22 protein-coding genes and 3 tRNA genes are annotated in these 23,716 nt (G+C 44.8%); 10 read left to right on the forward strand and 15 right to left on the reverse strand.

Annotation, left to right across the window (positions count from 1 at the left end):
* Together gap and NE536_RS01965 are read right to left on the reverse strand one after the other, a co-directional pair.
* Window positions 1-1,011, reverse strand: a complete 1,011-nt coding sequence (gap, locus tag NE536_RS01960) for a type I glyceraldehyde-3-phosphate dehydrogenase (RefSeq protein ID WP_006081590.1) — start codon at window positions 1,009-1,011, stop codon at window positions 1-3.
* A 168-nt stretch (window positions 1,012-1,179) separates the two neighbouring features.
* The gene (locus NE536_RS01965; RefSeq protein WP_261271631.1) at window positions 1,180-2,112 is read right to left on the reverse strand and encodes a DUF2989 domain-containing protein; all 933 of its coding nucleotides are present in this window, start codon (window positions 2,110-2,112) and stop codon (window positions 1,180-1,182) included.
* A gap of 203 nt (window positions 2,113-2,315) precedes the next feature.
* On the opposite strand from NE536_RS01965, the gene NE536_RS01970 reads away from it, so the two are divergent.
* The 5 genes from NE536_RS01970 to NE536_RS01990 all read left to right on the forward strand — a co-directional run bounded on the left by NE536_RS01970 (window position 2,316) and on the right by NE536_RS01990 (window position 6,051).
* On the forward strand, window positions 2,316-3,749 hold the full coding sequence (locus tag NE536_RS01970) for a glyceraldehyde-3-phosphate dehydrogenase (RefSeq protein ID WP_011839899.1): 1,434 nt from the start codon (window positions 2,316-2,318) through the stop codon (window positions 3,747-3,749).
* 383 nt (window positions 3,750-4,132) lie between these two features.
* Window positions 4,133-4,208: transfer RNA gene (locus NE536_RS01975), tRNA-Gly, on the forward strand.
* A 23-nt stretch (window positions 4,209-4,231) separates the two neighbouring features.
* Window positions 4,232-4,305, forward strand: a tRNA-Cys gene (locus tag NE536_RS01980).
* A gap of 49 nt (window positions 4,306-4,354) precedes the next feature.
* Window positions 4,355-4,441, forward strand: a tRNA-Leu gene (locus NE536_RS01985).
* A gap of 416 nt (window positions 4,442-4,857) precedes the next feature.
* Window positions 4,858-6,051 carry an amino acid aminotransferase gene (locus NE536_RS01990; protein WP_261271632.1) on the forward strand — a complete coding sequence of 398 codons (1,194 nt, stop codon included), beginning with the start codon at window positions 4,858-4,860 and terminating at the stop codon, window positions 6,049-6,051.
* Window positions 6,052-6,170: 119 nt separating this feature from the next.
* Here NE536_RS01990 and NE536_RS01995 read toward each other — a convergent pair whose 3' ends face one another.
* Window positions 6,171-7,109: a YvcK family protein gene (locus NE536_RS01995; protein ID WP_006081594.1), complete on the reverse strand. Its 939-nt coding sequence runs from the start codon at window positions 7,107-7,109 to the stop codon at window positions 6,171-6,173.
* A gap of 340 nt (window positions 7,110-7,449) precedes the next feature.
* Between NE536_RS01995 and NE536_RS02000 the strand changes: the two genes are divergently transcribed.
* Window positions 7,450-8,262 (forward strand): glucosaminidase domain-containing protein, encoded by an 813-nt coding sequence (locus NE536_RS02000; protein ID WP_106650458.1) that lies wholly within the window; start codon window positions 7,450-7,452, stop codon window positions 8,260-8,262.
* Window positions 8,255-8,878, forward strand: coding sequence for a DUF2987 domain-containing protein (locus NE536_RS02005; RefSeq protein WP_261271633.1), 624 nt, complete (start codon window positions 8,255-8,257; stop codon window positions 8,876-8,878). Before NE536_RS02000 ends, NE536_RS02005 begins: the two co-directional genes overlap by 8 nt.
* Window positions 8,879-9,039: 161 nt before the next feature.
* On the opposite strand, the gene ttcA is transcribed toward NE536_RS02005, so the two are convergent.
* The 11 genes from ttcA to ccoN all read right to left on the reverse strand — a co-directional run bounded on the left by ttcA (window position 9,040) and on the right by ccoN (window position 19,302).
* A complete protein-coding gene (ttcA, locus tag NE536_RS02010) occupies window positions 9,040-10,008 on the reverse strand; it encodes a tRNA 2-thiocytidine(32) synthetase TtcA (protein ID WP_261271634.1) in 969 nt (322 codons plus the stop codon).
* Between the two features lie 78 nt (window positions 10,009-10,086).
* A complete protein-coding gene (gene uspE, locus NE536_RS02015; RefSeq protein WP_261271635.1) occupies window positions 10,087-11,019 on the reverse strand; it encodes a universal stress protein UspE in 933 nt (310 codons plus the stop codon).
* Window positions 11,020-11,277: 258 nt separating this feature from the next.
* Complete coding sequence (gene etrA / locus NE536_RS02020; protein WP_006081599.1) at window positions 11,278-12,030, reverse strand: electron transport transcriptional regulator EtrA; 753 nt, start codon at window positions 12,028-12,030, stop codon at window positions 11,278-11,280.
* A gap of 55 nt (window positions 12,031-12,085) precedes the next feature.
* Window positions 12,086-12,778 (reverse strand): sulfite exporter TauE/SafE family protein, encoded by a 693-nt coding sequence (locus NE536_RS02025; RefSeq protein WP_261271653.1) that lies wholly within the window; start codon window positions 12,776-12,778, stop codon window positions 12,086-12,088.
* Between the two features lie 11 nt (window positions 12,779-12,789).
* Window positions 12,790-13,005, reverse strand: coding sequence for a cbb3-type cytochrome oxidase assembly protein CcoS (gene ccoS, locus NE536_RS02030; RefSeq protein WP_071939826.1), 216 nt, complete (start codon window positions 13,003-13,005; stop codon window positions 12,790-12,792).
* Window positions 13,006-13,043: 38 nt separating this feature from the next.
* Window positions 13,044-15,443 carry a heavy metal translocating P-type ATPase gene (locus NE536_RS02035; protein ID WP_261271636.1) on the reverse strand — a complete coding sequence of 800 codons (2,400 nt, stop codon included), beginning with the start codon at window positions 15,441-15,443 and terminating at the stop codon, window positions 13,044-13,046.
* Window positions 15,444-15,479: 36 nt separating this feature from the next.
* Window positions 15,480-15,959: a FixH family protein gene (locus NE536_RS02040; RefSeq protein WP_261271637.1), complete on the reverse strand. Its 480-nt coding sequence runs from the start codon at window positions 15,957-15,959 to the stop codon at window positions 15,480-15,482.
* A gap of 110 nt (window positions 15,960-16,069) precedes the next feature.
* Window positions 16,070-17,038: a cytochrome-c oxidase, cbb3-type subunit III gene (gene ccoP, locus NE536_RS02045; RefSeq protein WP_006087157.1), complete on the reverse strand. Its 969-nt coding sequence runs from the start codon at window positions 17,036-17,038 to the stop codon at window positions 16,070-16,072.
* Entirely contained in the window at window positions 17,038-17,214 is a 177-nt protein-coding gene (locus NE536_RS02050) for a CcoQ/FixQ family Cbb3-type cytochrome c oxidase assembly chaperone (protein ID WP_006081605.1), read from the reverse strand. Before NE536_RS02050 ends, ccoP begins: the two co-directional genes overlap by 1 nt.
* 11 nt (window positions 17,215-17,225) lie before the next feature.
* Window positions 17,226-17,852: a cytochrome-c oxidase, cbb3-type subunit II gene (gene ccoO, locus NE536_RS02055; RefSeq protein ID WP_006087156.1), complete on the reverse strand. Its 627-nt coding sequence runs from the start codon at window positions 17,850-17,852 to the stop codon at window positions 17,226-17,228.
* Between the two features lie 13 nt (window positions 17,853-17,865).
* The gene (gene ccoN / locus NE536_RS02060; protein WP_006081607.1) at window positions 17,866-19,302 is read right to left on the reverse strand and encodes a cytochrome-c oxidase, cbb3-type subunit I; all 1,437 of its coding nucleotides are present in this window, start codon (window positions 19,300-19,302) and stop codon (window positions 17,866-17,868) included.
* A 258-nt stretch (window positions 19,303-19,560) separates the two neighbouring features.
* On the opposite strand from ccoN, the gene NE536_RS02065 reads away from it, so the two are divergent.
* Complete coding sequence (locus NE536_RS02065) at window positions 19,561-20,013, forward strand: hypothetical protein (RefSeq protein WP_006081608.1); 453 nt, start codon at window positions 19,561-19,563, stop codon at window positions 20,011-20,013.
* A gap of 66 nt (window positions 20,014-20,079) precedes the next feature.
* On the opposite strand, the gene NE536_RS02070 is transcribed toward NE536_RS02065, so the two are convergent.
* On the reverse strand, window positions 20,080-21,651 hold the full coding sequence (locus NE536_RS02070; protein WP_012587698.1) for a DUF3369 domain-containing protein: 1,572 nt from the start codon (window positions 21,649-21,651) through the stop codon (window positions 20,080-20,082).
* A 179-nt stretch (window positions 21,652-21,830) separates the two neighbouring features.
* Here NE536_RS02070 and NE536_RS02075 point away from each other — a divergent pair, with 179 nt between their 5' ends.
* Window positions 21,831-22,049: a hypothetical protein gene (locus tag NE536_RS02075; protein ID WP_106650466.1), complete on the forward strand. Its 219-nt coding sequence runs from the start codon at window positions 21,831-21,833 to the stop codon at window positions 22,047-22,049.
* Between the two features lie 61 nt (window positions 22,050-22,110).
* On the forward strand, window positions 22,111-23,406 hold the full coding sequence (locus NE536_RS02080; protein WP_261271638.1) for a tyrosine-type recombinase/integrase: 1,296 nt from the start codon (window positions 22,111-22,113) through the stop codon (window positions 23,404-23,406).
* Window positions 23,407-23,716 lie beyond the last annotated feature (310 nt).

The raw sequence follows: 23,716 nt of genomic DNA on the forward strand, positions 1-23,716 counted from the left end.
TTACTTTGCGTTCATCAGTGCAACCGCGTTATCTAACATACGGTTACTGAATCCCCACTCGTTATCATACCAAGACATCACTTTCACTAAACGGCCGTTTACACGGGTTTGAGTGGCGTCAAAGTTTGAAGAGAACGCATTGTGGTTAAAGTCGATAGACACCAATGGCTCTTTGTTTACTGCTAACACTTCGCTCAATGGCGCAACGCTGGCAGCACGTTCAATAATGGCATTCACTTCTTCAACTGTCGTATCACGGGCAGCGATGAAAGATAAATCCACTAGTGATACGTTAACTGTAGGTACACGAACCGCTAGACCGTCGAACTTACCTTGTAATTCAGGTACAACCAAACCTACAGCAGCAGCTGCGCCAGTTTTAGTTGGGATCATTGACAGTGCTGCTGCACGGGCACGACGTAAATCTGTGTGGTACACGTCAGATAAACGTTGATCGTTGGTATAAGCGTGAATCGTGGTCATCAGGCCTGATTCAATACCAATCTCGTCATTTAACGGCTTAGCAAAAGGCGCTAAACAGTTAGTTGTACAAGAAGCATTTGAAATCACTGTCATGTCTGACGTCAGCACGTTGTTGTTCACACCGTAAACAACAGTGGCATCGACGTTTTTGCCTGGAGCAGAAATAATTACTTTCTTCGCACCAGCGGTTAAATGCGGTTGAACGGTTTCTTTAGAAGTGAAGATACCGGTACATTCGAAAACCACGTCAACTTGCAACTCAGCCCATGGCAGTTTTGCAGGATCACGTTCTTGGAAAGTGAGGATCTTATCGCCATTCACATAAATCGCTTCGGCATCATGGTCAACTTTGGCATTGAAACGACCGTGAACAGAATCGTATTTTGTCAGGTGAGCGTTGATTGAAGCGTCGCCTAAATCATTAATAGCGACAATCTTGATTGGATAAGCTTTTTCGCTTTCGTACAAGGCGCGTAATACGTTTCTACCGATACGGCCATAGCCATTTATTGCTACACGGATAGTCATCTCATATCCCTCTGGTGATTATAAAATTCAACTGGTAGTAAAATTACCAAACTGACAGCTATCGTCAAGTTAAATCGGCATTTTACCGCTGTCTTGATTAACAAATTAGGTATTTTTTTTACATCGGTCGCGAAATCGCCATTTTTTACGCGTTAATTGGGTAAAAAATTACAAGATGGCAAACATTTTGCCATCGGTTGCTGAGTCTGTTTCTTCGACAAGCGCAGGTGGTACAGCCTCGGTTGCCGTAGGCGCTTTGTCAACCGCTTGAGGATCAAGCCATTGTCTTACTGGACTCTGAGGATAAGTCCCGTTTTTTAGCGCATCAATAAGAGCTTGGGCTTTTAAATCGAGTTCAGTCGCCAGCGTTTTATTGCCACCGAGCAAGGCTAGCATTTTTTCCTCTGAATACTTCTGCTGCGTAAGTAGTAAATTTGCCTTCGTCAGCATATAGGCTTTATCAAATAGCTGCTGCTGGCGATAAGCTGATGCGAGCCCAAGTAACCAGTTAACGTCGAAATCATCGTATTGGATCTCTGCAAAGACCTTAAGATAGAGTTGTTGCGCTTTGATGGCATTTCGATTGCTGTAGTAAGTTGCGACTTGGGCAAGTAGGAAAGGGTCAGTCACTTCGCCTGCGTTTTCATGCTCTAATAATCTATTTAGCGCTGCGGTATCGCCAAAGCGAGTCCATTGGTAATAGGACATGAAAGGATCTTGTCGCTCGCGGGTTTGATCTTGTAGCAAACTTAAATTCTGGGTGCTTAATCTAAAGGCTCTGGCTCTATCCGCGGTGCGATTGGTGTGGATGATATGCTGAACACCAGAGGCGAGTTCAATACAGCGGCTGTAATCCTCAAGGTAAGTCAATTGTAGGTAGAGTTGTTTGCCTGTGGGGTTTTCGTTGTCTTTTAGTTCGTAGCGGTTCTGGATTAGTTTAGTTTTTTCGGCCAAACACCAGCCATCCTTATGCAAATCGGCACAAATTTCAGGATTATTTTTACAAATTGCTGAGATATTTCGGCCATTATCACAACCGAAAAGACCAAAAAGGCTCATCCCAAAGGTAAATGATGTAATTATTACTAGATTTTGTCTCAAAACACTCTCCAAACGATAATTTTTCTAATAAAATTACAGATTTACAGAAAATATCTTACTGGCAACAAAGCGCGACTTTCATTACAATGGCGCCGACCAAAACAGGGTTTTCCCTAAAACCCGCATTAGATTATTGGTCTTTTCGTCATGTTACTCAAACCTTTCAGTACATTTTATTGAAAAGTGAGATAAAGGATCTGTAAATGAGCGCTGATAAACACCTACAAAGTTGGCAAGAACGTTTTGAAATGGCAGAGGCAATGCAGCCTTTGTTAGGCAAGTTGTACCGTAACCAAGGCGTTGAAGTCGTGGTCTACGGCAAGCCGTTACTCAATGCTTCTACGATTGAAATCATTAAAGCGCACCGTTTAGTTCGTCGTCATGTCGGTGAAAAATTACGTTTACGCGAGAGTTTTCCCTTCGTTCAAGCTTTGAGCAAACTCGCAGTTAAACAATGTAAAGTGGATATTGGTAAGCTTGCAGTCAATTACTGGCGCGATCACACCGATGTCAGCGAAATTGAAAACTATATGGCAAAAGAGTTGGCCGATGCCATCGACCATGCTGATGATGTCGCGCCGCGTGATGTCGTGCTTTATGGTTTTGGCCGTATCGGTCGCTTATTAGCACGCCTGTTGATTGAACGCACAGGCCGCAGCAATAAGTTAAGATTACGCGCTATCGTATTACGTGGCGGTAAGAAAGGTGATTTAGAGAAACGTGCCAGTTTGTTACGCCGTGACTCAGTCCATGGGCCTTTCAATGGCTCTGTGGAAGTTGACGAAGAGAACAATGCCATCATCGCCAACGGTACCTATATCCAAGTGATTTACGCGAACTCGCCAGATGAAGTGGATTACACTAAATACGATATCAGCGATGCACTTGTTGTTGATAACACAGGTATTTGGAAAGATGAAGCGGGTCTTGGTTTACACCTTAAGAGCCCAGGCGCGAGCAAAGTGTTGTTGACTGCTCCTGCAAAAGGCGCAATCAAGAACATCGTTTACGGTGTGAATGAAGGCGACATTACCCCAGAAGACATTATCGTTTCTGCGGCAAGCTGTACGACCAATGCCATTACGCCGGTACTGAAAGCCGTGAATGATAAATATGGTATTGAGAATGGTCACGTTGAGACGATTCACTCTTATACTAACGATCAAAACTTGATTGATAACTATCACACCGCTGATCGCCGTGGCCGCAGTGCACCATTAAACATGGTAATCACTGAAACAGGCGCCGCTAAAGCCGTTGCTAAAGCACTGCCAGTGTTAGCGGGCAAGTTAACCGGTAACGCGATTCGTGTGCCAACGCCGAACGTCTCTATGGCCATCATCAGCATGAACTTGAATGCTGAAACCAGTAAAGATGAGCTGAACGAGTACCTGAAAGATACGGCGCTGCAATCACCGCTACAAAATCAAATCGATTACACCGACTCTACTGAGATTGTATCGAGCGATTTAGTGGGTTCTCGCTACGCGGGCGTGATTGATTCACAAGCGACTATCGCAGAAGGCAAACGTGCCATTCTTTATGTATGGTATGACAACGAGTTTGGTTATAGCTGCCAAGTGGTTGGCGTAATGCAAACTATGTTAGGTTTAACGACGCTATCTCTGCCGGCATAAGTTAGCTGCGTAAATAACCAGAGTAAGTTATGCGGAGTCTTGAAAACTGCGCATAATCTTCATATAAAGCGCCCAGTAGGGCGCTTTTGTTTTTCTATACTCCAGCAACTTAATTGAGTTCGACTCAATCCTCACAATCAACCACAGCTTTTCTGCCTCACTTAATCATCTGCCGCTCGGCGTTAGTATCGGCAAAAAAGCCTAAATTGATGAAGGAAACATCAACTTTGCGGACTTGTGGCGCTTTATTGGGCAAACGGTGCGGCTTAGATCATTTTTTAAAAATTGTTGATTGACTCTGAGGTCTAAATCGGTAGAATGCCAATCCGCAGTCAGGGGAAAGCATGCCTAGCATGGCTTCTAATGATTAAGCGCAATGATAGGCGACATTAGCTCAGTTGGTAGAGCGATACCTTGCCAAGGTATAGGTCATCGGTTCGAACCCGATATGTCGCTCCAAATTTAATAAATTTGGCAGTTTGGGCGCGATGGCAGAATGGCTATGCTGCGGATTGCAAATCCGTCGATCTCGGTTCGACTCCGGGTCGCGCCTCCATAGATTAACGTATTAATGACACGATTCCCGTCGTTAATATAAAGAGTTTGCCCGAGTGGTGGAATCGGTAGACACAAGGGATTTAAAATCCCTCGCTGGTAACAGCGTGCCAGTTCAAGTCTGGCCTCGGGTACCAAAAACAGAAAAGCCCTGACTCATGTCAGGGCTTTTTTGCTTTATCGCATCACAAAGCCCGAACTCCACAACGCTTCACCTCGTGTCATATCTGATCATTCTTAGGCTAGGTCTAGTAAGGATTGCCCACGGGTTCAGCTCGCATTTCCGGCATTCAGTATTGCGATGTCAGCGCGCGATTCTTTTCTACAATATAAAACAGCAGGTTTATGTGATCTAGATGTTATAAATAACTTTATATAAGTAATTTCATATTTCTGCTTGTAATTACATAACAAAAGACACTTTTTATTGGTAAATCTACAATAGCGTAAGAATTTCCCTAAGAAGGTGCTTAAAGTAGTTATTACCCCCTTAAAGACAGTGGTATAAATAAGCCGAAATTTCCCCTACACGCGCATATTAGGATACGTAGTCATGATTTTCTCTCAGGTATTACTCGCACCCGCTGATCCGATTCTTGGTTTAAACGATACCTTTAAGGCTGATCCCCGTCAGGATAAAGTCAATTTGGGTGTCGGTATTTATAAGGATGAGGCTGGACAAACCCCTGTGCTGGCTTCAGTGAAAAAAGCCGAGGCTATTTTACTTGAGCAAGAGAAGACCAAAAACTACTTAGGCATTGAAGGCGTGCAAGCGTATAACCATGTTGTGCAAACATTGTTATTCGGTGAGGGCAGCGAGTTAATCACTTCTGGCCGTGCTGCCACAGCGCAAGCACCAGGTGGTACAGGTGCACTGCGTATTGCTGCTGAGTTTTTACTGCGTAATACCGATTCGCACACTATTTGGGTCAGCAATCCAACGTGGGCTAACCATCAGAATATTTTTGAAACCGCGGGTTTAACCGTTAAAGAGTACGGTTATTACAATGCAGAAGCCCATGATATCGATTTTGATACCATGATGACGGACTTGTCTCACGCGAATACGGGCGATGTCGTGCTGCTACACGGTTGCTGCCATAACCCAACCGGTATCGATTTAACCTTGGCGCAATGGGAACTCGTAGCCCAATTGTGTGCCGATAAGAAACTTGTGCCATTGTTTGACTTTGCATACCAAGGTTTTGGTGCTGGAATTGAAGAAGATGCCGCAGGTCTTCGTTTAGTGGCATCAAAAGTGCCTGAGCTGCTGGTTGCTAACTCTTTCTCTAAAAACTTTGGTTTGTACAACGATCGTATCGGCGCCGTAACTGTGGTGGCTGAGGATGCTGATGCTGCAGTGCGTGCCTTTAGCCAAGTGAAACGTACCATACGTGCAAACTATTCTAACCCGCCAGCACATGGCGCACTGATTGTCAGCACAATCTTAAATGACGCAGCCCTGAAAGCCATGTGGGTGCAGGAAGTCAAAGAGATGCGTGAGCGTATCGCCGAAATGCGTACTCTGTTCGTTGACAGCTTAAAGGCTGAAGGCGTGACTCAGGACTTTAGCTTTATTTCTCGCCAAAATGGCATGTTCAGTTTCTCTGGTTTGAACAAAGCCCAAGTGGCGCGTTTGAAAGACGAGTTTGGGGTTTATATCGTTGGTTCAGGACGCATTAGCGTTGCAGGCATGACTAAGACCAATATGCCAGTGATCTGTAAAGCCATCGCCCAAGTCTTGTAAGGCTTATTAGGTTATAGAATGAGGCTAAAGGAATTTCTCTTTAGCCTTCAAACATAAAGGACAGCATTTGCTGTCCTTTATGTTTTTTATTGTGTCAGCACGTGCAGGCTATTCAGTGATTAGCAGCTAAGCGCAAGAGGTTGGTGCGATTGCAGCGTGAGCTCAGATTTAATTCGCAATAGGGCGCTTAATGCATCTAATAAGTTCGCTTGATCATGCAAGTTCGGGTTATGGCGATTCTTCAACGGAAAATAGTTGATCAGTGGCCCTAAACGCGTTTGTTCGCCATGACGTAACACTTTGTGAATGATGGGCTTGCCAATCACTTGATGACACCAAGCGATACGTTGCTCAATGCTAAATCGACCTGCGGGTGAGGCTTCTTCGGCCAGGTTATCGATAAAGATCACCTGTGCTTTAGTCGCGGCGAGGCTTTTCGCGAACTTAGGTAACAGCAACGGCGGCATGATACTGGTTAAGAAGCTGCCAGGGCCTAGGATAACTAAATCTGCGTGCCGAACGGCCTCACAGGCTTCAAAGGTGGCATCGACCTGTGGCTCAAGGCAGAGCGCGATAGGTGCTTCATCCATGCTGTCAACATTGATCTCCCCAAAGACTTTACTACCACAAGCTTGCAGAGCCACTAAGTGCGTGGGTTGCTCAGACATAGGGATCAGCTGGGTTTCAATCTTGAGTAAGTTACGGATAAGATTAACCGCTTCTAATGGACGAACACACAGTTGATCAAGCGCCAGTAAAATAAGATTACCCAGATTATGGCCGCTAAGCTCAGTCTCTCCTTGGAAACGGTATTCGAATAGCTGTGAGCCGACGGAAGGGCGATTGGCCAGATGGGATAGGCAGTTGCGTAAATCGCCCCAAGCAATACAGTCCTGCTCGGCTCTGAGTCTACCGGTCGAGCCACCATTATCTGTGGTCGCGACAATCCCCGTTAAACGGCTGCCTAAAAAATCGAGTGAAGATAATACTCGGCCTAAACCATGGCCTCCGCCAATGGCGACGACACGTTCAAATTGATTTAACATCAAATGCTGCATCTGGGTTCTTCCTTCCTGAATACCCGAAAATATGAATGTTACTGTCATTACTGATTAAGTACAAAGCGCAATGACGTAAGCGCTACTGTGCAATTTAACTGCGTTAAGGAACCTTAGTATAAAAGCTCAGTCGAAAGCTTGCATCTATTATCGACTGTCATACGGCAAGCACGTATACACGGATTCAGAATCGCGACTTAGGCGCAATATTGTACCTGAGTTAATGAGCCAGATGCGTGATTAATGACAGTGACGGCGGGCACATTTCGTTAAATCTGACAAATAGCTTATAATCCGCCCTTTATTTGCCCAATACGGGCGTCATACTTAAGGTGAACTATTGAAAACGGGTAGAATCGGATCGTTTACATTGGCATTAGCCATGGTCATAGTGGCGATTTTTGCATTGCGCGTTTGGATCATTCCCAACACGAATGATTCATCTAGCATTGCGACCCAACTCGTTGACGCTGTCGATCCTGTTACGCAAGTTCCTGACTTTTCTGCGATCAACGATATCACAGAAAAGAAGAAAGCCTTTTTTGATTTTCTGCGGCCGATTGTGCAGCAGCAGAATGCCATCATCTCGATGGAACGCGAGTTTGTCAGTGAAATGCTCGCTTTGGTTGATAATGGCAAGAGTTTATCTGAGACCCAACTCGGGCAACTCAATACGCTATTCGACAAATACCAATATGCGGCACGAAACGTCGATGCTAAATCCTTAGCAAGCTTACTAAAGCGCGTCGATATTGTGCCTGAATCTATGGTGCTGATCCAAGCCGCGAATGAATCCGGTTGGGGCAGCTCACGTTTTGCCCGTGAAGGCTTTAATTTTTTTGGTGAATGGTGTTTTAGTGCTGGTTGCGGCATAGTGCCATCTTCACGGGGATCAGGTAAGAGCCATGAGGTGAAAGTGTTTTCATCGGTCGACGAGTCCGTTTCATCCTACATGCGCAATTTAAATTCTAATACGGCTTATGCGCTGTTTCGTTCTATCCGCGCTGATTTACGCTCACAGGAGCTAGAGCCGACAGCGGATCAATTGATTTACGGACTCGTGAATTATTCTGAAAGACAAGAAGCTTATATTGATGAGCTGCTTGATATGTTACGTCATAATGAAAAATATTTGGTGAATGTCGATGTATAAAAAATTGTTGTTTAGTGGCCTCTGTTTACTGGCAACTAGCGCCGCTGCAGAAACTGTATCCCTTGAATATAAAGGTTTTTATGATAGGTTAAAACAAGTCAACAAGGGCGGTTACCAACTCGTAGAAGTGGCTTTTAGTGTTCCAATACAAAAAAACTGTTTGATCCAAAGCGGTTCTATTTCCAGTGAAAAAACATCAACGCCATTGACGTATACCTATGCTCAGCGGTTATTTATTCCCTTAGATGATGATTTAAAAGATCAGCGTGCCTTGGTTAATCTCAATTTTGCTGGCAGTGCTGATGGATGCGCTATCGCGATGCAAGTCAGAGCAAAACAGACATTGGCTGAGTACGATAAAGCGCGTTTACAGCAAATCGTGACCGAAATGGACACGCTGCTTGGTGCTATGCAAGGCTTCCCGATGCGTTATTTTAGGGATCCTATTGCTGGTCTTAACTTTGAATTCCAACCCGAGCAAGAAGTGTATGTACACCTTAATGGCCGTGAACAAGCCGTTAAGGGCAGTTATAAATTAGCCGTGAATGAGCTTGAAAACATCACGACGCTAAGCTTTAGTGCCCAGCCATTAGTCTTGAGTCCTTGGGTGAAGTGATCCTCTTTGTATCTTGAATTGGCATCTTGAAATAGTCGATTGAGAAGCATGTACTCAAAGATTAACTTATTTTGTAGCCATAAAAATGCCCACATCATGTGGGCATTTTTGTTTTGCTGGTTTAACTTATTTACTGATTAGGGCGCTAGCTTCAGCCTTAATTAGACTTCGTAAGTGTTAACAATATCAATGCGTTTTGCTGCATCCAAATCAATACGGCCGCTGTTGGCGATATCTAGGAAATCGAATGCGGGCAGATTAGCTTCGGCAACATCGCCACGCAGAGGCGCATCTGGATCACGCGTTAATGACACAAAGTCGAACTGCTCACGGTCAACACCCTGTGATGGTGCGGTGTTTTGCATAGCGGTGAAAATTGTTTCAATACGACCAGGATACTGTCTATCCCATTGATTCAACATGTCTTTGACAGCGGCGCGCTTTAAGTTTTCCTGCGAGCCACACAAGTTACAGGGGATGATTGGGAATTCTTTTAAGTTGGCATATTCTTCGAGATCTTTCTCGCGGCAATAGGCAAGTGGCCGAATGACCACATTAGCGCCGTCATCTGACAGTAGCTTAGGAGGCATAGCTTTCATCTTGCCGCCAAAGAACATATTCAAGAACAAGGTCTCAATAATATCGTCCCTGTGGTGGCCAAGGGCGATTTTAGTGGCGCCAATACGCTGGGCAAAGCCATAGAGCGTACCGCGTCGCAGGCGAGAACACAGGGAGCAGGTGGTTTTGCCTTCAGGGATCTTGTCTTTCACTATCGAGTAAGTGTCTTTCTCGAGGATGTGATAGGGCACATTGAGCTTATCTAAATAGGCGGGCAATACATGCTCAGGGAAGCCTGGTTGCTTCTGATCTAAATTAACCGCAATGATTTCAAACTGAATGGGTGCACGTTGCTGCAGATTCATCAAAATATCGAGCATTGCATAGCTGTCTTTACCGCCACTAAGGCAGCACATGATCTTATCACCATCTTCAATCATATTGTAATCGGCGATAGCGCTACCCACTTCACGACGCAGACGTTTCTGTAATTTATTCAGACGGGTAGTTTGTTTTTTTGATAATTCTTCAGACATTGGATTTGCCGTAACTTCAGATATAGCTTCAAGCATAAAAAAGCGCCCAGTAACTCAGTTTCAGGGCGCGTATTATTCCAGCTATCTTTGGCGGGGTAAAGTGCCGCGTATCGCTTAGGCTTCTTCTAACGGCGATTTATAACCGTCAGGTTTGATAGCCAGTAAGTCGCAATTAATGCTATCGATAACATGCTCTGCGGTATTACCAATCAATGCCGCTGAAAATCCGGTGCGGCCGACTGTGCCTAAGATCACCAATTCGGCATCGAGTTTTTCAGCAAGCTCAGGGATCACATCCTCAGGCAGGCCTTCTTTTACATGGCAATGGTTTGGATTAATGCCGTATGCATTAGCGAGATAACTTACGCGCTGCTCATGCTGCATGCGAATGGTTTCGTTATAGGATTGGGCATCAAAATCTGGTAATTCAATGGCTAGGTTTACCGGTGTGCCGGGATAACCATTAACTAAATGCACTTCGGCAGAGAATTTATCTGCCAAATCTTTTGCGTGCTCAATGATTTTACCGTTAAGCATTTGATGATCGGTATCTTCGGTCGCCACATTCACAGCGCAAAGGATTTTACCCGCCTCTGGCCAGTCATGGGCTTTCACCATCAACACTGGCACAGGCGCTTTACGCATTAAATGCCAATCGGTTGGGGTGAAGATCACCGCTTTGAGTTTGTCGTGGGCATGGGTGCCTTTAACAATCAAATCGTATTGCCCTGCAATTGCATGATTAATAATGCTTTCGAAGGGGCGGTTATGCCAAATGACTTGGGTATCGATATTGAGTTGCAGATGAGCGTAAGCGGCGAGTAAGTCTTGGATCCAAGCGAGACGTTGATCTATGACGCCTTGGCGCATGGCTTCACGCTCTTGATTCGACAGAATCGAAGTCATCTCATAGGAAAAGTCGAAGATAGAAAGAAACACAGTGACTTGAGCATTGCATTTACTGGCCAAGGTTACCGCTCGAGCGAGGGCAACTTGATTCTCTGTGGTAGGGTCAACCACAACCAGTATTTTTTGATAATCCTTCATGGGAGGTTCCTTTAGTCATAGGCTCAATATCATCATGAGCCTTTGGCAGTTAGCTGTATTGTTCTAGATCAAACTCAATTGAAATTGATTAAAACTCGCTTAAAAATCATGCCTTAATCTGCATGACATGTCTAGCCAGCCACGTTTTTTCAACTGAATTGTTCTTGCAATCTATAGCAAGGATCTAGCGCCTAATACTTTTGCACTTAACTATTATGTTTCACTCAACTTTCTTGCAGAAAACACGCTTGCGGTGAACTATCTCGCTATACGCGAATTACCCGCTAACAGATTCAGCTCTTGTGAGTCGAGGATAGTAATGTACTTACCTTTAACCTCAATTAAGCCTGATTTTTGGAAACGCCCAAGTAAACGACTGATGGTCTCTACGGTTAAACCGAGATAATTACCAATGTCACCGCGGGTCATAGTTAAGCGGAATTCCTTTGGCGAGAAGCCACGGCTACCAAAACGATTAGCCAGATTGCTGATAAATGCAGCCAGGCGTTCTTCGGCATTTTTTTTGCTGAGTAGCAGGATCATTTCCTGATCGCTCATGATCTCATTGCTCATCAGGCGCATGATCTGCTGACGCAATTTAGGCATAGTGCCTGAAAGTTCATCGAGGATATTAAAGGGGATCTCACAGACCATGGAGGTTTCGAGGGCCTGTGCAAAACTCTGGTGCAACTGGGCGTGGATACCGTCAAAACCAATCACATCACCCGCTAAATGGAAGCCAGTTATCTGCTCATCGCCTTGCTCGGTAATCGTATAGCTTTTGATGGTGCCAGAGCGGATCGCAAATAGGGATTTTAACGCATCACCCGATTTAAAAATTTGCTCGCCTTTTTGGATCGGCTTTTTACGCTCAATAATATCATCGAGCTGATCTAGCTCACTTGCATTGAGGGTAAAAGGAATACAAAGGGTACCCATACTGCAATCGTGACAATGGATTGTGCATCCGCTAGCGGCAGGACGACGATTCTTATTTTGTTCAATTGTCATGTTGATTCTCAAGTTTATCCACTGCAGCCATGTTAAACCAATTCACGCACTTGGGCTAGTTTAGCTGCGCGAGTGCGATATATAAAGTTTGACCACCAAACGCAATTAACAGTAAGCCGCTTAATAGTCTAACGGTTTTCTGTTGAACCCAAGCGGCAAGGCGTTTTGCCGCCACGCCTGCACTTAATAGGGCGGGTAAGGTGCCTAAGCCAAAGGCCAACATAATCAAGGCACCTTGGCTAGCAGAGCCAGATGCAACCGACCAAGTTAAGGTGCTATAAACGAGTCCGCAGGGCAGCCAGCCCCAAATGAATCCCGCCATGATTGCTTGGCTTGGACTTTTGATAGGCACAAGCCGTTGCGCTATGGGTTTTAAATACTGCCACAACCATTGACCGACGCGCTCAATCTGCACGATTCCGACCCAAATTTTGGCGATATACAGCCCAGTTGCGATCATCATCAATCCAGCGATGATGCGCAGCACAATCAGATAGGTATCCAGTTCAAATAAGTGACCAAGACCTGCCGCCGAAGCTCCCACTAAGCCGCCCGCTAAGGTGTAACTCAAAATACGCCCAAGATTGTAACTCAGTAAATATTTAAGCTGATGGGCCAGCTGGTTACCTACTTTAGGATGAGGGATTTGGGCGGAAAAAGCGCCCACTAAACCGCCACACATACCAAAGCAATGTGCGGCGCCCATGAGACCTACAAGAAAAGCGCCGGTGACATTGTACTCAATCACTGCGAATTCAATCACAGAGGCATGCCTTTTTCTTGTGCAGCTTCGGCTTGCTCTTTCTCAGGCACGGGATGGCTGTTTGGTTTAACAGTATCTTCGTCGAATAATATCGACACACTTTGGCGGTCTAAATCGTCAAATTGTTCGGATTTCACCGCCCAGAAAAAGACCATTACAGCGATGGCGACAAAGATCATGGCAATGGGGATAAGCACATAAATAATTTCCATAATGACCTCTTATGATTCTGATTTAACTCTTATTATGGTTACACTTTAACCCGTAATAATCTCAGGCTATTACCGACCACAATCAAAGAACTCGCCGACATGCCAATGGCGGCGATATAAGGTGCCACATGGCCAGTAACGGCTAAGGGCAAGATTAGGGCGTTGTAACCCAGCGCCCACGCTAAATTTTGTCTGATAATCTGTGTCGTCAGTTTCGCAACTGCAACCGCTTGAGTAAAGCGGGACAGATGATCCCCCAATAAAATTAAATCGGCACTGTTTTTTGCGATAGCACTGCCGCTGCCCATGGCCACCGACAAATCAGCCCCAGCAAGCACAGGTGCATCGTTGATGCCATCGCCAAACATGGCAACCCTTGTATGCTGTTGTAATCGGGTCACGAGGGCAAGCTTATCTGCAGGCGTCAAGCCGCTGTGTACATCGTCAATCCCCAATTCTTTTGCCAATTGATGTACATGCCCTGAGCTATCGCCACTTGCAATACTGATGCGGCAACCTAGCTGCTTTAACGTCGCAACTGTGGCCTTACTGTCTTGACGAATATTGTCTTGAATTTCAAAGCTTGCCAGTATTTCAAGCTGATTATTGCATGAACGTGCTAACCAAATCTTTTGGGTCGGGTCACTACTATCAATGCTCGCGCCAGTAAATGCCGCATTACCAATTATGTAGTCAGTGTCATCAATACGGCCACGGACGCCAAAACCGACTTGATGGTGAACCTCTTCGGCAACCAGCGCATTATCGGCAAACTCGGCAAATGCGGCGGCAATCGGGTGGCGAGACCCTGTTTCCAGCGCTGCGGCAATAGCTAAGACTTGCGTTTTGGTTAAATCAGCCATGCATTGCGTTGCCCCAATAGAGAGGGTACCACAGGTGAGGGTGCCGGTTTTATCAAAGACAACATGTTTGATCAGCGGCAGTTTTTCAAACACACCGGCTTTGCGAGTAATGATCCCAAGGCGAGTAAAAATCGCAGTCGCGCAGGTGACAGCGGTCGGTGTGGCAAGTGCTAAGGCGCAAGGACAGGTAGCAACTAGAACTGACAGGGTTACCCAAAAGGCATCCTCTGGGGATATCTGCTGCCAAACCAAATAGGTGATTGTCGCTATGGTCAGGATTGTGCCCGAGAAATAACGCGATAATTTATCGGCTAATAGCGCAATTGCTGGTTTTGTATTGGATGCAAGCTCTTGCAGTCTAATAATCTCAGCCACGAGTTGGTCTTGCCCTAGTGCAGTGACGGTAACTTTGATGGGTTGGTCGACGTTGATAGTGCCTGCGTAAACTTGGCTAGCAAGAGTTTTTTCAATCGGCATTTGCTCGCCGGTGAGCATAGCTTCATTGATGCTAGTGTGACCTTCAATGACTACGCCATCGGCAGCTACCATTTCCCCTGGTTTAACGAGGATCACATCATTGAGGCGTAACTTTTTGGCGGGAACTTCTTCCTGACTATTGTCGTTCACTAAGTGCGCCGTGAGTGGCACTAACTTATGCAAATTACTCGAGCTAACCGAGGCCTTTTGCCTGGCTTTTTGTTCGAAGTAGCGCCCGAGTAACAGGAAGAAAGTAAACATGGACACAGATTCAAAATACACTTCGCCTGTGCCATTGACTGTGGCGAAACAACTGGCTACGTATGCGCCGCCAATCGCAATGGAGACTGAGACATCCATATTGAGTTTGCCGCTGAGCAGGGTACGAATGGCACTGAAATAGAAGGGCTGCGCCGAGTAAAGCACTACGGGGGTAGCAAAAATCATGCTGACCCAGCGGAAATAGTCTCGATATTGCACATCTAAATCGGTGAAGTAGCCGGTATAGAGGGCGAGGGCGAACATCATAACTTGCATAGTCGCAAAGCCGGCTAAGCCTAAACGCAGTAAAAACTTTCGACTATTGAGTTTATTGTTGATCTCTTGCTCATCGACTTGGTAGGGCGCGGCTTGATAACCAATACGGCTAATTTGCCCGAGGATATCGCTGAGTTTTACCGTGCGTTTATCCCAACTGATCATAGCCCTTTGGGTGGTCGAGTTGACGAGCACTTGGCTCACGCCCGTTAGTTGTTTTACTTTGTGCTCAATTAACCAAGCACAGGCCGCGCAGGTGATGCCATCGATAGAAAGTGACACTGACTCGATATTGTCCTCAGAATGGACAAAGTCTTGCTGCACTTCGGGTAAGTCATAGGCACTAAACTGCGTTAAGGCTTCGGGGACGAGGGCGTTCTGCTTACTGCCGGGTTCAGTGCGAAACTTATAGTAACTGAGTAATCCCGCATCCACAATCGCCTGAGAAACCGCCTGGCAACCAGGGCAACACATGAGTTCATCACGATCATTGATGCGGGTCACAAACTGCTGGCCCGTCAGCACGGGCTCTTGGCAGTGAAAACAACTTGGATGTGTCATAGCAATTCTTATTTAACTAAATCAATTCAACCACAATCAGTTCAGCCAAAGTTGGACATGACCTTTTAATTCAACGCGTTGGTGAATGCGCCATTTGCCATCGTAACTTTCAAGACGCACTTCCCAAGGGCCGATCAGTGTGGCAGGCACGGTAATGCGATACACATTACTGGCATCGGCTGTAGCGGTGAGCTTGATGTCTCTGTCGGCAATGGTTGGATGGTAGAACTCGACTTTCAGCGCAGCTTGAGAAGCGGGACCACCTTGTTGCGTCAGCAGAATTTCATTATTAGTTTGTTCGAGTAAAAAATTCATGCCTATTTGTTTAGCATACTTCACTTTACTTAAGTCCATATTAATGGCTTTGCCATCTTTGTAGTAATCCTCGGCGACTAAAGAGTCCGAGTTCGTAAGGGCAATTTTTAGTGTGGTAAAACTTGCGACGACGGCACATAAAGGAAGAATAATTAAAAACCAAGGCCAGAACTGCTTATACCAGGCTTGTTGTTCGCTCATGTCAGATACCCATTCAAAAAATTTGCGCCATTTTACCGTTAAAAGACGGTTTTAGCACTTTAAAAAAAAGGCCTCGAAGTCTTCGAGGCCTTAGCATTACTCACATCTAATTACTTGTTTGACAAGCTATAAACATAAGCTGCGATCACGTGAACTTTCTCTTCACCGAGAACGTCTTTCCAGGCTGGCATGACACCAGCACGGCCGTGTTTGATCGTTTCTTCGATCACGCCGCGGCTACCGCCATATAACCAAACATCGTCAGTTAAATTCGGTGCACCCATGAACTTGTTGCCTTTAGCGTCCATACCATGACACGCGAAACAACCTTTCATGAATGAGCCTTGACCTTGAGCGGCGAGTGTTTCATCGTGCTCACGACCAGACAATTTAACAACGTATTCAGCTAAACCCGCAATTTCGCTGTCATCGATTGGCAAACCACCTTTTGGCGGCATCATGCCATGACGACCACCCATGATAGTGGTTTTAATCGTGGCTAAGTCGCCACCATATAACCAGTCACCATCGGTGAGATTAGGGAAGCCTTTGCTACCACGTGCGTCAGAGCCGTGGCACTGTGCACAGTTTTGTAGGAACAAACGGCCGCCCACTTTTAATGCTTCTTGGTTTTTCACTAATTCTTCTAGTGGTGTTGCCAAGTAAGCAGCAAAGATTGGGCCATATTTTTCATCAGCGTGTTTTACTTCTTGGTCATACTGAACATAACGGCCTTCTTTTGCGGCAAGCTCAATGGCTGCGGCAGAGTCGGCTTTAATACCTTGTTCAGTACCAATGCTTTGGTTAGAACTGGTCCAGCCTAAAAGGCCTTTGTAGTTACCTAAACCAGGAAATAAGGCTAGATAGATCAAGCCAAACACGATAGTGATATAGAACATATAACTCCACCATTTTGGCAGTGGGTTATTGAGTTCTTCAATACCGTCGAAACTGTGACCCATGGATTCGCCTTCTTTTACGTCCGTGGTGTTCTTAGAACACACACGCAGTAATAGAAAACATCCCGCGATCACAATTAACGAGAGTACGCTAATCCAAACACTCCAGAAGCTACTCATCACTTATTCTCTCCTGAGTCCTTCGATACCTTGCTGACTTCCTCATCGGAAAACACAAGGTTAGCTGCTTCATCAAAAGATTTTTGACGACGCGAGCTATATGCCCAAGCAAATATACCGACGAAGGTCAGCATCACAATGATGGTTAAAATGCCTTGTAATGTGCCGTAATCCATATATTGCCTCCTTATTTGAGTGCGTGACCCAAAGACTGAAGATATGCAATCAAGGCTTCCAGCTCTGTCTTACCTGCAACAGCTTGCTGTGCGCCTGCGATTTCTTCATCGGTATAAAGATCATTACCTTTGTAACCGCCTTTATGCATGTTACGTAGGATAGTCATCTTATCGCCCGTCAGTTCGCCGTCTAACTTGTTTTCGGCTAACCATGGGAACCCTGGCATATTCGATTGAGGTACTACAGCACGAGGATCGATTAAGTGAACTTCATGCCATTTATCGCTGTAACGACCGCCAACACGGGCAAGATCAGGACCTGTACGCTTAGAACCCCATTGGAATGGATGATCCCAAACCGATTCACCCGCGACAGAGTAGTGACCATAACGTTCAGTTTCTGCACGCAAAGGACGGATCATCTGGCTGTGACAGTTATAACAACCTTCACGAACATAGATGTCACGGCCTTCAATTTGCAGAGCAGTGTATGGCTTTAAACCTTCCACAGGCTCAGTCGTATCTTTTTGAAAAATCAACGGTGTGATTTCAACGAGACTACCGAAACTGATAGCGATAACGGTAAAGATCGCTAACAAACCGATGTTTTTTTCAACTATCTCATGATTAAATTTCATCGAGTTTGCTCCTTTAAGCCGCTGTTGGTTCAGCCAATGCTGGCAATGAATCTTTAGAGGCTTTCACAGTACGGATCACGTTGTATGCCATGATCAGCATACCGGTCAGGAAGAAACAACCGCCAAGGAAACGTACAAAGTAGAAAGGATATGAAGCTTCAAGACTTTCAACAAAGCTATAAGTCAAAGTACCGTCAGCATTCACTGCGCGCCACATTAGACCTTGCATTACACCTGAAATCCACATAGATACGATGTAAAGCACAGTACCAATAGTCGCTAACCAGAAATGGACGTTGACTAACTTGATGCTGTACATGCGGCCGTGGCCGAACAATACAGGGATCAAGTGATACAGAGAACCAATAGACACCATTGCAACCCAGCCTAGCGCGCCGGAATGAACGTGACCGATAGTCCAATCTGTGTAATGTGATAATGCGTTAACTGTCTTAATTGCCATCATCGGGCCTTCGAAGGTAGACATACCGTAGAAAGACAGAGAAACGACTAAGAAACGCAGTACAGGGTCAGTACGCAGTTTATGCCAAGCACCAGACAAGGTCATGATACCGTTAATCATACCGCCCCAAGAAGGTGCGAATAGGATCAGTGACATCACCATACCTAAAGACTGAGTCCAGTCAGGTAAAGCTGTGTAATGTAAGTGGTGAGGACCAGCCCAAATATACAGTGCGATCAAAGCCCAAAAATGGACAATAGATAGACGGTAAGAGTACACAGGACGACCTGCTTGCTTAGGTACGAAGTAATACATCATCCCCAAGAAGCCTGCGGTTAGTAAGAAACCTACAGCGTTGTGACCATACCACCACTGCACCATAGCATCGACAGCGCCGCTATACAGAGAGTATGACTTGAACAGACTGACTGGTACTGCCATAGAGTTAACTATGTGTAGTACGGCAACGGTAATAATAAAGGCACCAAAGAACCAGTTCGCCACGTAAATATGCGAAGTAGTTCGTTTGATAATAGTACCGAAGAACACAATAGCGTAGGACACCCAAACGATAGTAATTGCGATATCGATAGGCCATTCTAATTCAGCGTATTCTTTACCTTGGGTGAAACCCATTGGCAAAGTGATAGCTGCTGACAGAATGATGGCTTGCCATCCCCAAAACGTAAATGCGGCTAACTTAGGTGCAAATAGTCGGGTTTGACAGGTGCGTTGTACGACATAATAGGATGTTGCAAAAAGGGCTGATGTACCGAACGCGAAGATCACCGCATTGGTGTGTAATGGTCGCAAGCGACTATACGTTAACCAAGGAGTGTCAAAGTTCAGCTGAGGCCAGATTAACTGAGCCGCAATTAATACGCCGACTGACATACCAACAATACCCCACAAAACTGTGGTTAAGGCAAATTGGCGGACAATGGCGTAATTGTAATCAGCGCCTGTTGGCTGGGAATGGTTCATCATAATGCTTCCACTGCTTATTACTTTTACTTTTAGTAAAGACAAGCTTTACCTGTTATAAAATGACATAAAAATCAGCTTCCCTATTCAGGTTGCTGAGTCATGTCAATGCGTTACCCTGCATATTTTTGCTCAAATATGAGGTTTCGCAATGATACTTGAGCAATATCAAAAAAGATACCAAAGAAGGGGTGTAGAAAGTTGATCTAGATCAACCTACGCCATAGAATGTTAACATATTGCGTCATAAGGTTAATCTTTGTGCTAAATCGTCCTAATCCCTATTTATTCATCGCGTTAATTCTCTTCAATCTCACAGCTTGTACTGAAGATGCTAAGCAAGTCACGCTTAAAAGCAGTCTTGATCCTTCACTTTGTCAATTTTCGGCAGGGGATTGTGTTAAACAAGTGGGCGATATTAAACTCACTATTAGTCTGTCGCCAGCAAATGCACCAAGCGAAAAGCCATTAACATTAACGCTATTAGCGTCTTCGCCTATTACCGATGTGCAAATCCGCTTAGAAGGAAGAGATATGTTTATGGGCGTTATTCCCGTAAATGTGAAGCAAACCGACGAAATGACTTATATTGGTCAAATGGTATATGGCTCTTGTAGCAGTGGTTATATGGTTTGGCGCGGCTTTATTAGTTTCAACGTTAATGGCGAAACTAAAACGGCAGTGTTTGATTTTCTCGCTGATGACAATGGCTAAGACTGGTTTGATAATTCGTCACATTGCCTTCAAAGCATTCGGACAATTACCTCTGTTTAGCGCAGCTTAATTGTCCTTCCAGTTGTCTTTTACTTTGACAAAAATATCCACATTATCAATAAAGAGCTGTAGTAAGTGCGGGTCAAAGTGTTTCGCAGCGCCTTTACGCATTTCAGCTAACACTTCTTCTAAAGGCCAGGCCGTTTTATAACAGCGGGCATGGGAAAGTGCATCAAACACATCTGCAATGGCAACAATGCGCGCGAAAATGTGAATTTCGTCTTGTTTTAAATTTGCAGGATAGCCAGAACCATCATATTTTTCATGGTGTTGTAGTGCAATAATTGATGCCGCCTTTAGTATGGGTCGCTCAGAATTTGCCAAAATCTGATGGCCAATTGTAGGGTGCTGACGCATGACTTTCCATTCTTCATCATCTAACTTGCCAGGTTTGAGCAGAACCGCATCGGGGATCGCTATCTTACCTATGTCATGCATAGGTGAAGCACGGCGTAGTAAATCAGCTTCGTATTCAGGTAAACCAGCGAGTAAGGCCAACTGAGAGCAATATTCTGCCATACGTTTCACATGGTTCGCGGCTTCTTTTGAACGGCTTTCAACCACATCCCCTAAACGCAGAATGAGTTCAGATTGGGTATCTTCGACTTCTTGATTGAGCAGTAAATTTTCAAATGCAACGCCGACGTTGATAGCAAAAATATCAATAAGTTTCTTGTCAAGATCATCAATTTTATCAATACCATCCATATACAGTAGATTGATTAACCCGCTTTTTGTGGGGAAGTAACCGATAAAGCAATTGTCTTCATACAGGCAGCGTTTTTGCTTGATCGCACTGCGCAGTAAGCGGTCGATATGCTCTGGTAATTGAGTAATATGGGATTTATTTGAGAATTGGCCTGTGCCTGCGAGGATTTCTATGTTCACAGGATCCAGATGACCGCTTATGGCATCAATGGCATTACACGTTAGCAATAAGGTTTCAGAATCCAGATTGAGTAGGGTGGCGACTTGAGTTAGCAGGCCATCTGCAAATTTATGCAGGGTGCGCAGCTCAAATAATCCAGATGTAGCTTCTAGCACTCTTTCTAGCCCTTTACGGTGATTTATTTGGGTGCGCCTTGCTTGTTCAATTTCCATAATATCGCGGTAAGAACGTAGGGCAGAGTAGACGCTGGTCATCAGTTTACGTGAATCGAGTTCAGCTTTGGCTTTGTAATCATTAATATCATAATTAACGATAACGTCTTCTTCAGGTGCTTGACCTGGCTGGCCTGTACGCAGGATTAGTCGAGTGGTTTTATTTTGCAGCTCTTCGCGGATCCATTTTACTAATTCTAAGCCCGCATGATCACTCTCCATCACAACATCAATAAAGGCGATGGCGATATCATGTTCCTGATTCATCAACTCTTTTGCTTGTTCGGCACTGTAGGCATTGATAAAAGTAAGCGGGCGGCCATCGAGTTTAAAGCGGGAGAGGGCAAGCTTAGTGACGGTATGAACATCAGGTTCATCATCGACCACTAATACCTTCCAAGGAATACCTGATGCAGTTGTCTCGGTAAGCTTTTTACCGGAAAACAGCGGATTTTTCTTTGCAAGATCAATCAGCATTCGATACCTCATTCAAATAAAAATAATGATCACATAATCAGTGTAGTAGACACATTTCAATGCAGTGCAAATTCTTACATTAAATAGCGAGGTGAGTGGCAAACCTTAAATTGAGTTATTGATAACAGTTATCATTTGTGTATTCTATTCATATCACACACTGATTAGCGGGTAAGGGCATGAGCCACCAAATTAATTTGTCGATTTCAACGCATAAACTGGCACAGCTTATACATGATGGGCACCTCTGTGCGGCAGATTTTAGGTGCTTGGATAGTCAGTCTAAACAGCAAGTGTGGCAGTTATGCTTAATTTGTTGTCAAAAGCGTATTACATGCCAGAAATGTACATTGTCCAGTTGTACTCAAAATCTGACCCTAGTTGATGCCGATAAATAACGTTATCGGCATTTGCGTTTAAGTATTATCATATCAGAAACCCTTATAATTCAGATGCAATATGCAACTTCCTCCCGTAATCCCATTATTTGACTCATTTGAATTCATACAAGTTGGCAATAGTGTCGTTAACCAATATATCACCCAAATTAGCATGAAAAAGGTGGCCGATGCGGGTTTAGTGATTGAGCACGCCAGTGATTGGCTGTTTGAGCAAAAGCATAACGAAAACAACTATAAAGCCTATCGCAGCGAGCTCACGACATTTCTTCATTGGTGTTTTGATGTGGTTTCAATGTCGCCCATAGAAGTCACACGCAAAGATATGAGCCATTACGTGGATTACTGCCAAGCGCCGCCCATAGCACTAATTGGCTATTTTAATGTGCCACAATTCAAGCTCGATAAAATGCGTGATGAACGGGTTCCAAACCCACAGTGGCGGCCATTTGTCGGTAAAAAGCGACTCGGGCAAATCCAGCCTTATGCGTTAAGTGACAATGCGTTAAAAACGAAAATGGCCATTTTGTCTTCGTTTTACTCGTACCTGACAAGTGAAGAATATTGTGAGCGTAATCCTGCACAAATTTGGCTGAATCACAGTCGATTCGCGGCCAATCGGCAATATCAGCGTCAACATCATGAAGATGATAACAGTCTCGCATTCACTGAATTACAGTGGTCATACATTATGGCGACCGTAACAGCGTTGGCAGAAACATCGCCCGAATTACATCAAAGAAGCTTATTTCTGATTTCATTGATCTATTGTTGCTATTTACGTATCTCAGATGTGTCTGCACGCGCAGGTTATTCACCGGTGATGGATCAGTTTAAGCGTAATCAACAAACGGGTATTTGGAGTTTTCATATTCCATTGAGCAAAGGCGGTAAAAGGCGCAGCGTGGCAATCTCAAAAGCTTTACTCGACGCCTTAGTCAAATACCGCCAGTTTTTAGGCTTAACGGATTATCCAAGGCCAAACGAGAACCATCCACTGTTTGTGCGGCACAAAGCTGCTGGTCGTGGTCGAGATGTCGGCATCCTCAATGCCAATCTCGGTATTCGCCAAGTCCGCGATGAAATTCAAAGTATTATCAATCTGGCAGCAGATAGTATTGAGGCCGATGGTTTTGCACAAGACGCCGCGCAGATGCGCAAACTCACAGCCCATAATATTCGTCATACAGGCATCACACACGATATCAATATTAACCGCAGACCGTTATCCCATGTACAAGCCGACGCTGGACACGAAAGTATCGACACCACATCGCAGTATTTGCACACAAGCCAAATCGAACGCCATGAAAGTGCATTCAATAAACCAATCGACCATTTAAAAGGCATCGAGTAACTCAGCCCTAAGTTATATTGAGTCCTAAATATAAGCACATAAGAGAAGGTTCTTATATGCCCGAGATCCTTATTCTGAGTGCACACGTGTTCGTGGTCACACAGAATGAGAATCTCAGGCAGCCGTAATTGAACTTATTCAATGACTTGATGGTTTAACAAAATAACAACATTGCCATTCAAGTTGAGATTTTTGAACATTTTTGCCACCTAAATTGAGATTTATTTTTCATATTAAAATCAATGATTTGGTGGCAATGTTATGCATCATTCACCGCCAATCTATTCATTTTCCACAAATCAAATATCAA

The organism is Shewanella septentrionalis, from assembly GCF_025370265.1.
GTDB lineage: Bacteria > Pseudomonadota > Gammaproteobacteria > Enterobacterales > Shewanellaceae > Shewanella > Shewanella hafniensis.

Coding starts and splice junctions, on each gene's coding strand:
- gap (WP_006081590.1), bottom strand. CDS start 1,011: ATGACTATCCGTGTAGCAATAAATGGCTATGGCCGTATCGGTAGAAAC.
- NE536_RS01970 (WP_011839899.1), top strand. CDS start 2,316: ATGAGCGCTGATAAACACCTACAAAGTTGGCAAGAACGTTTTGAAATG.
- NE536_RS01990 (WP_261271632.1), top strand. CDS start 4,858: ATGATTTTCTCTCAGGTATTACTCGCACCCGCTGATCCGATTCTTGGT.
- NE536_RS01995 (WP_006081594.1), bottom strand. CDS start 7,109: ATGCAGCATTTGATGTTAAATCAATTTGAACGTGTCGTCGCCATTGGC.
- NE536_RS02005 (WP_261271633.1), top strand. CDS start 8,255: ATGTATAAAAAATTGTTGTTTAGTGGCCTCTGTTTACTGGCAACTAGC.
- ttcA (WP_261271634.1), bottom strand. CDS start 10,008: ATGCTTGAAGCTATATCTGAAGTTACGGCAAATCCAATGTCTGAAGAA.
- uspE (WP_261271635.1), bottom strand. CDS start 11,019: ATGAAGGATTATCAAAAAATACTGGTTGTGGTTGACCCTACCACAGAG.
- etrA (WP_006081599.1), bottom strand. CDS start 12,030: ATGACAATTGAACAAAATAAGAATCGTCGTCCTGCCGCTAGCGGATGC.
- ccoS (WP_071939826.1), bottom strand. CDS start 13,005: ATGGAAATTATTTATGTGCTTATCCCCATTGCCATGATCTTTGTCGCC.
- NE536_RS02035 (WP_261271636.1), bottom strand. CDS start 15,443: ATGACACATCCAAGTTGTTTTCACTGCCAAGAGCCCGTGCTGACGGGC.
- NE536_RS02040 (WP_261271637.1), bottom strand. CDS start 15,959: ATGAGCGAACAACAAGCCTGGTATAAGCAGTTCTGGCCTTGGTTTTTA.
- ccoP (WP_006087157.1), bottom strand. CDS start 17,038: ATGAGTAGCTTCTGGAGTGTTTGGATTAGCGTACTCTCGTTAATTGTG.
- NE536_RS02050 (WP_006081605.1), bottom strand. CDS start 17,214: ATGGATTACGGCACATTACAAGGCATTTTAACCATCATTGTGATGCTG.
- ccoO (WP_006087156.1), bottom strand. CDS start 17,852: ATGAAATTTAATCATGAGATAGTTGAAAAAAACATCGGTTTGTTAGCG.
- ccoN (WP_006081607.1), bottom strand. CDS start 19,302: ATGATGAACCATTCCCAGCCAACAGGCGCTGATTACAATTACGCCATT.
- NE536_RS02070 (WP_012587698.1), bottom strand. CDS start 21,651: ATGCTGATTGATCTTGCAAAGAAAAATCCGCTGTTTTCCGGTAAAAAG.
- NE536_RS02075 (WP_106650466.1), top strand. CDS start 21,831: ATGAGCCACCAAATTAATTTGTCGATTTCAACGCATAAACTGGCACAG.
- NE536_RS02080 (WP_261271638.1), top strand. CDS start 22,111: ATGCAACTTCCTCCCGTAATCCCATTATTTGACTCATTTGAATTCATA.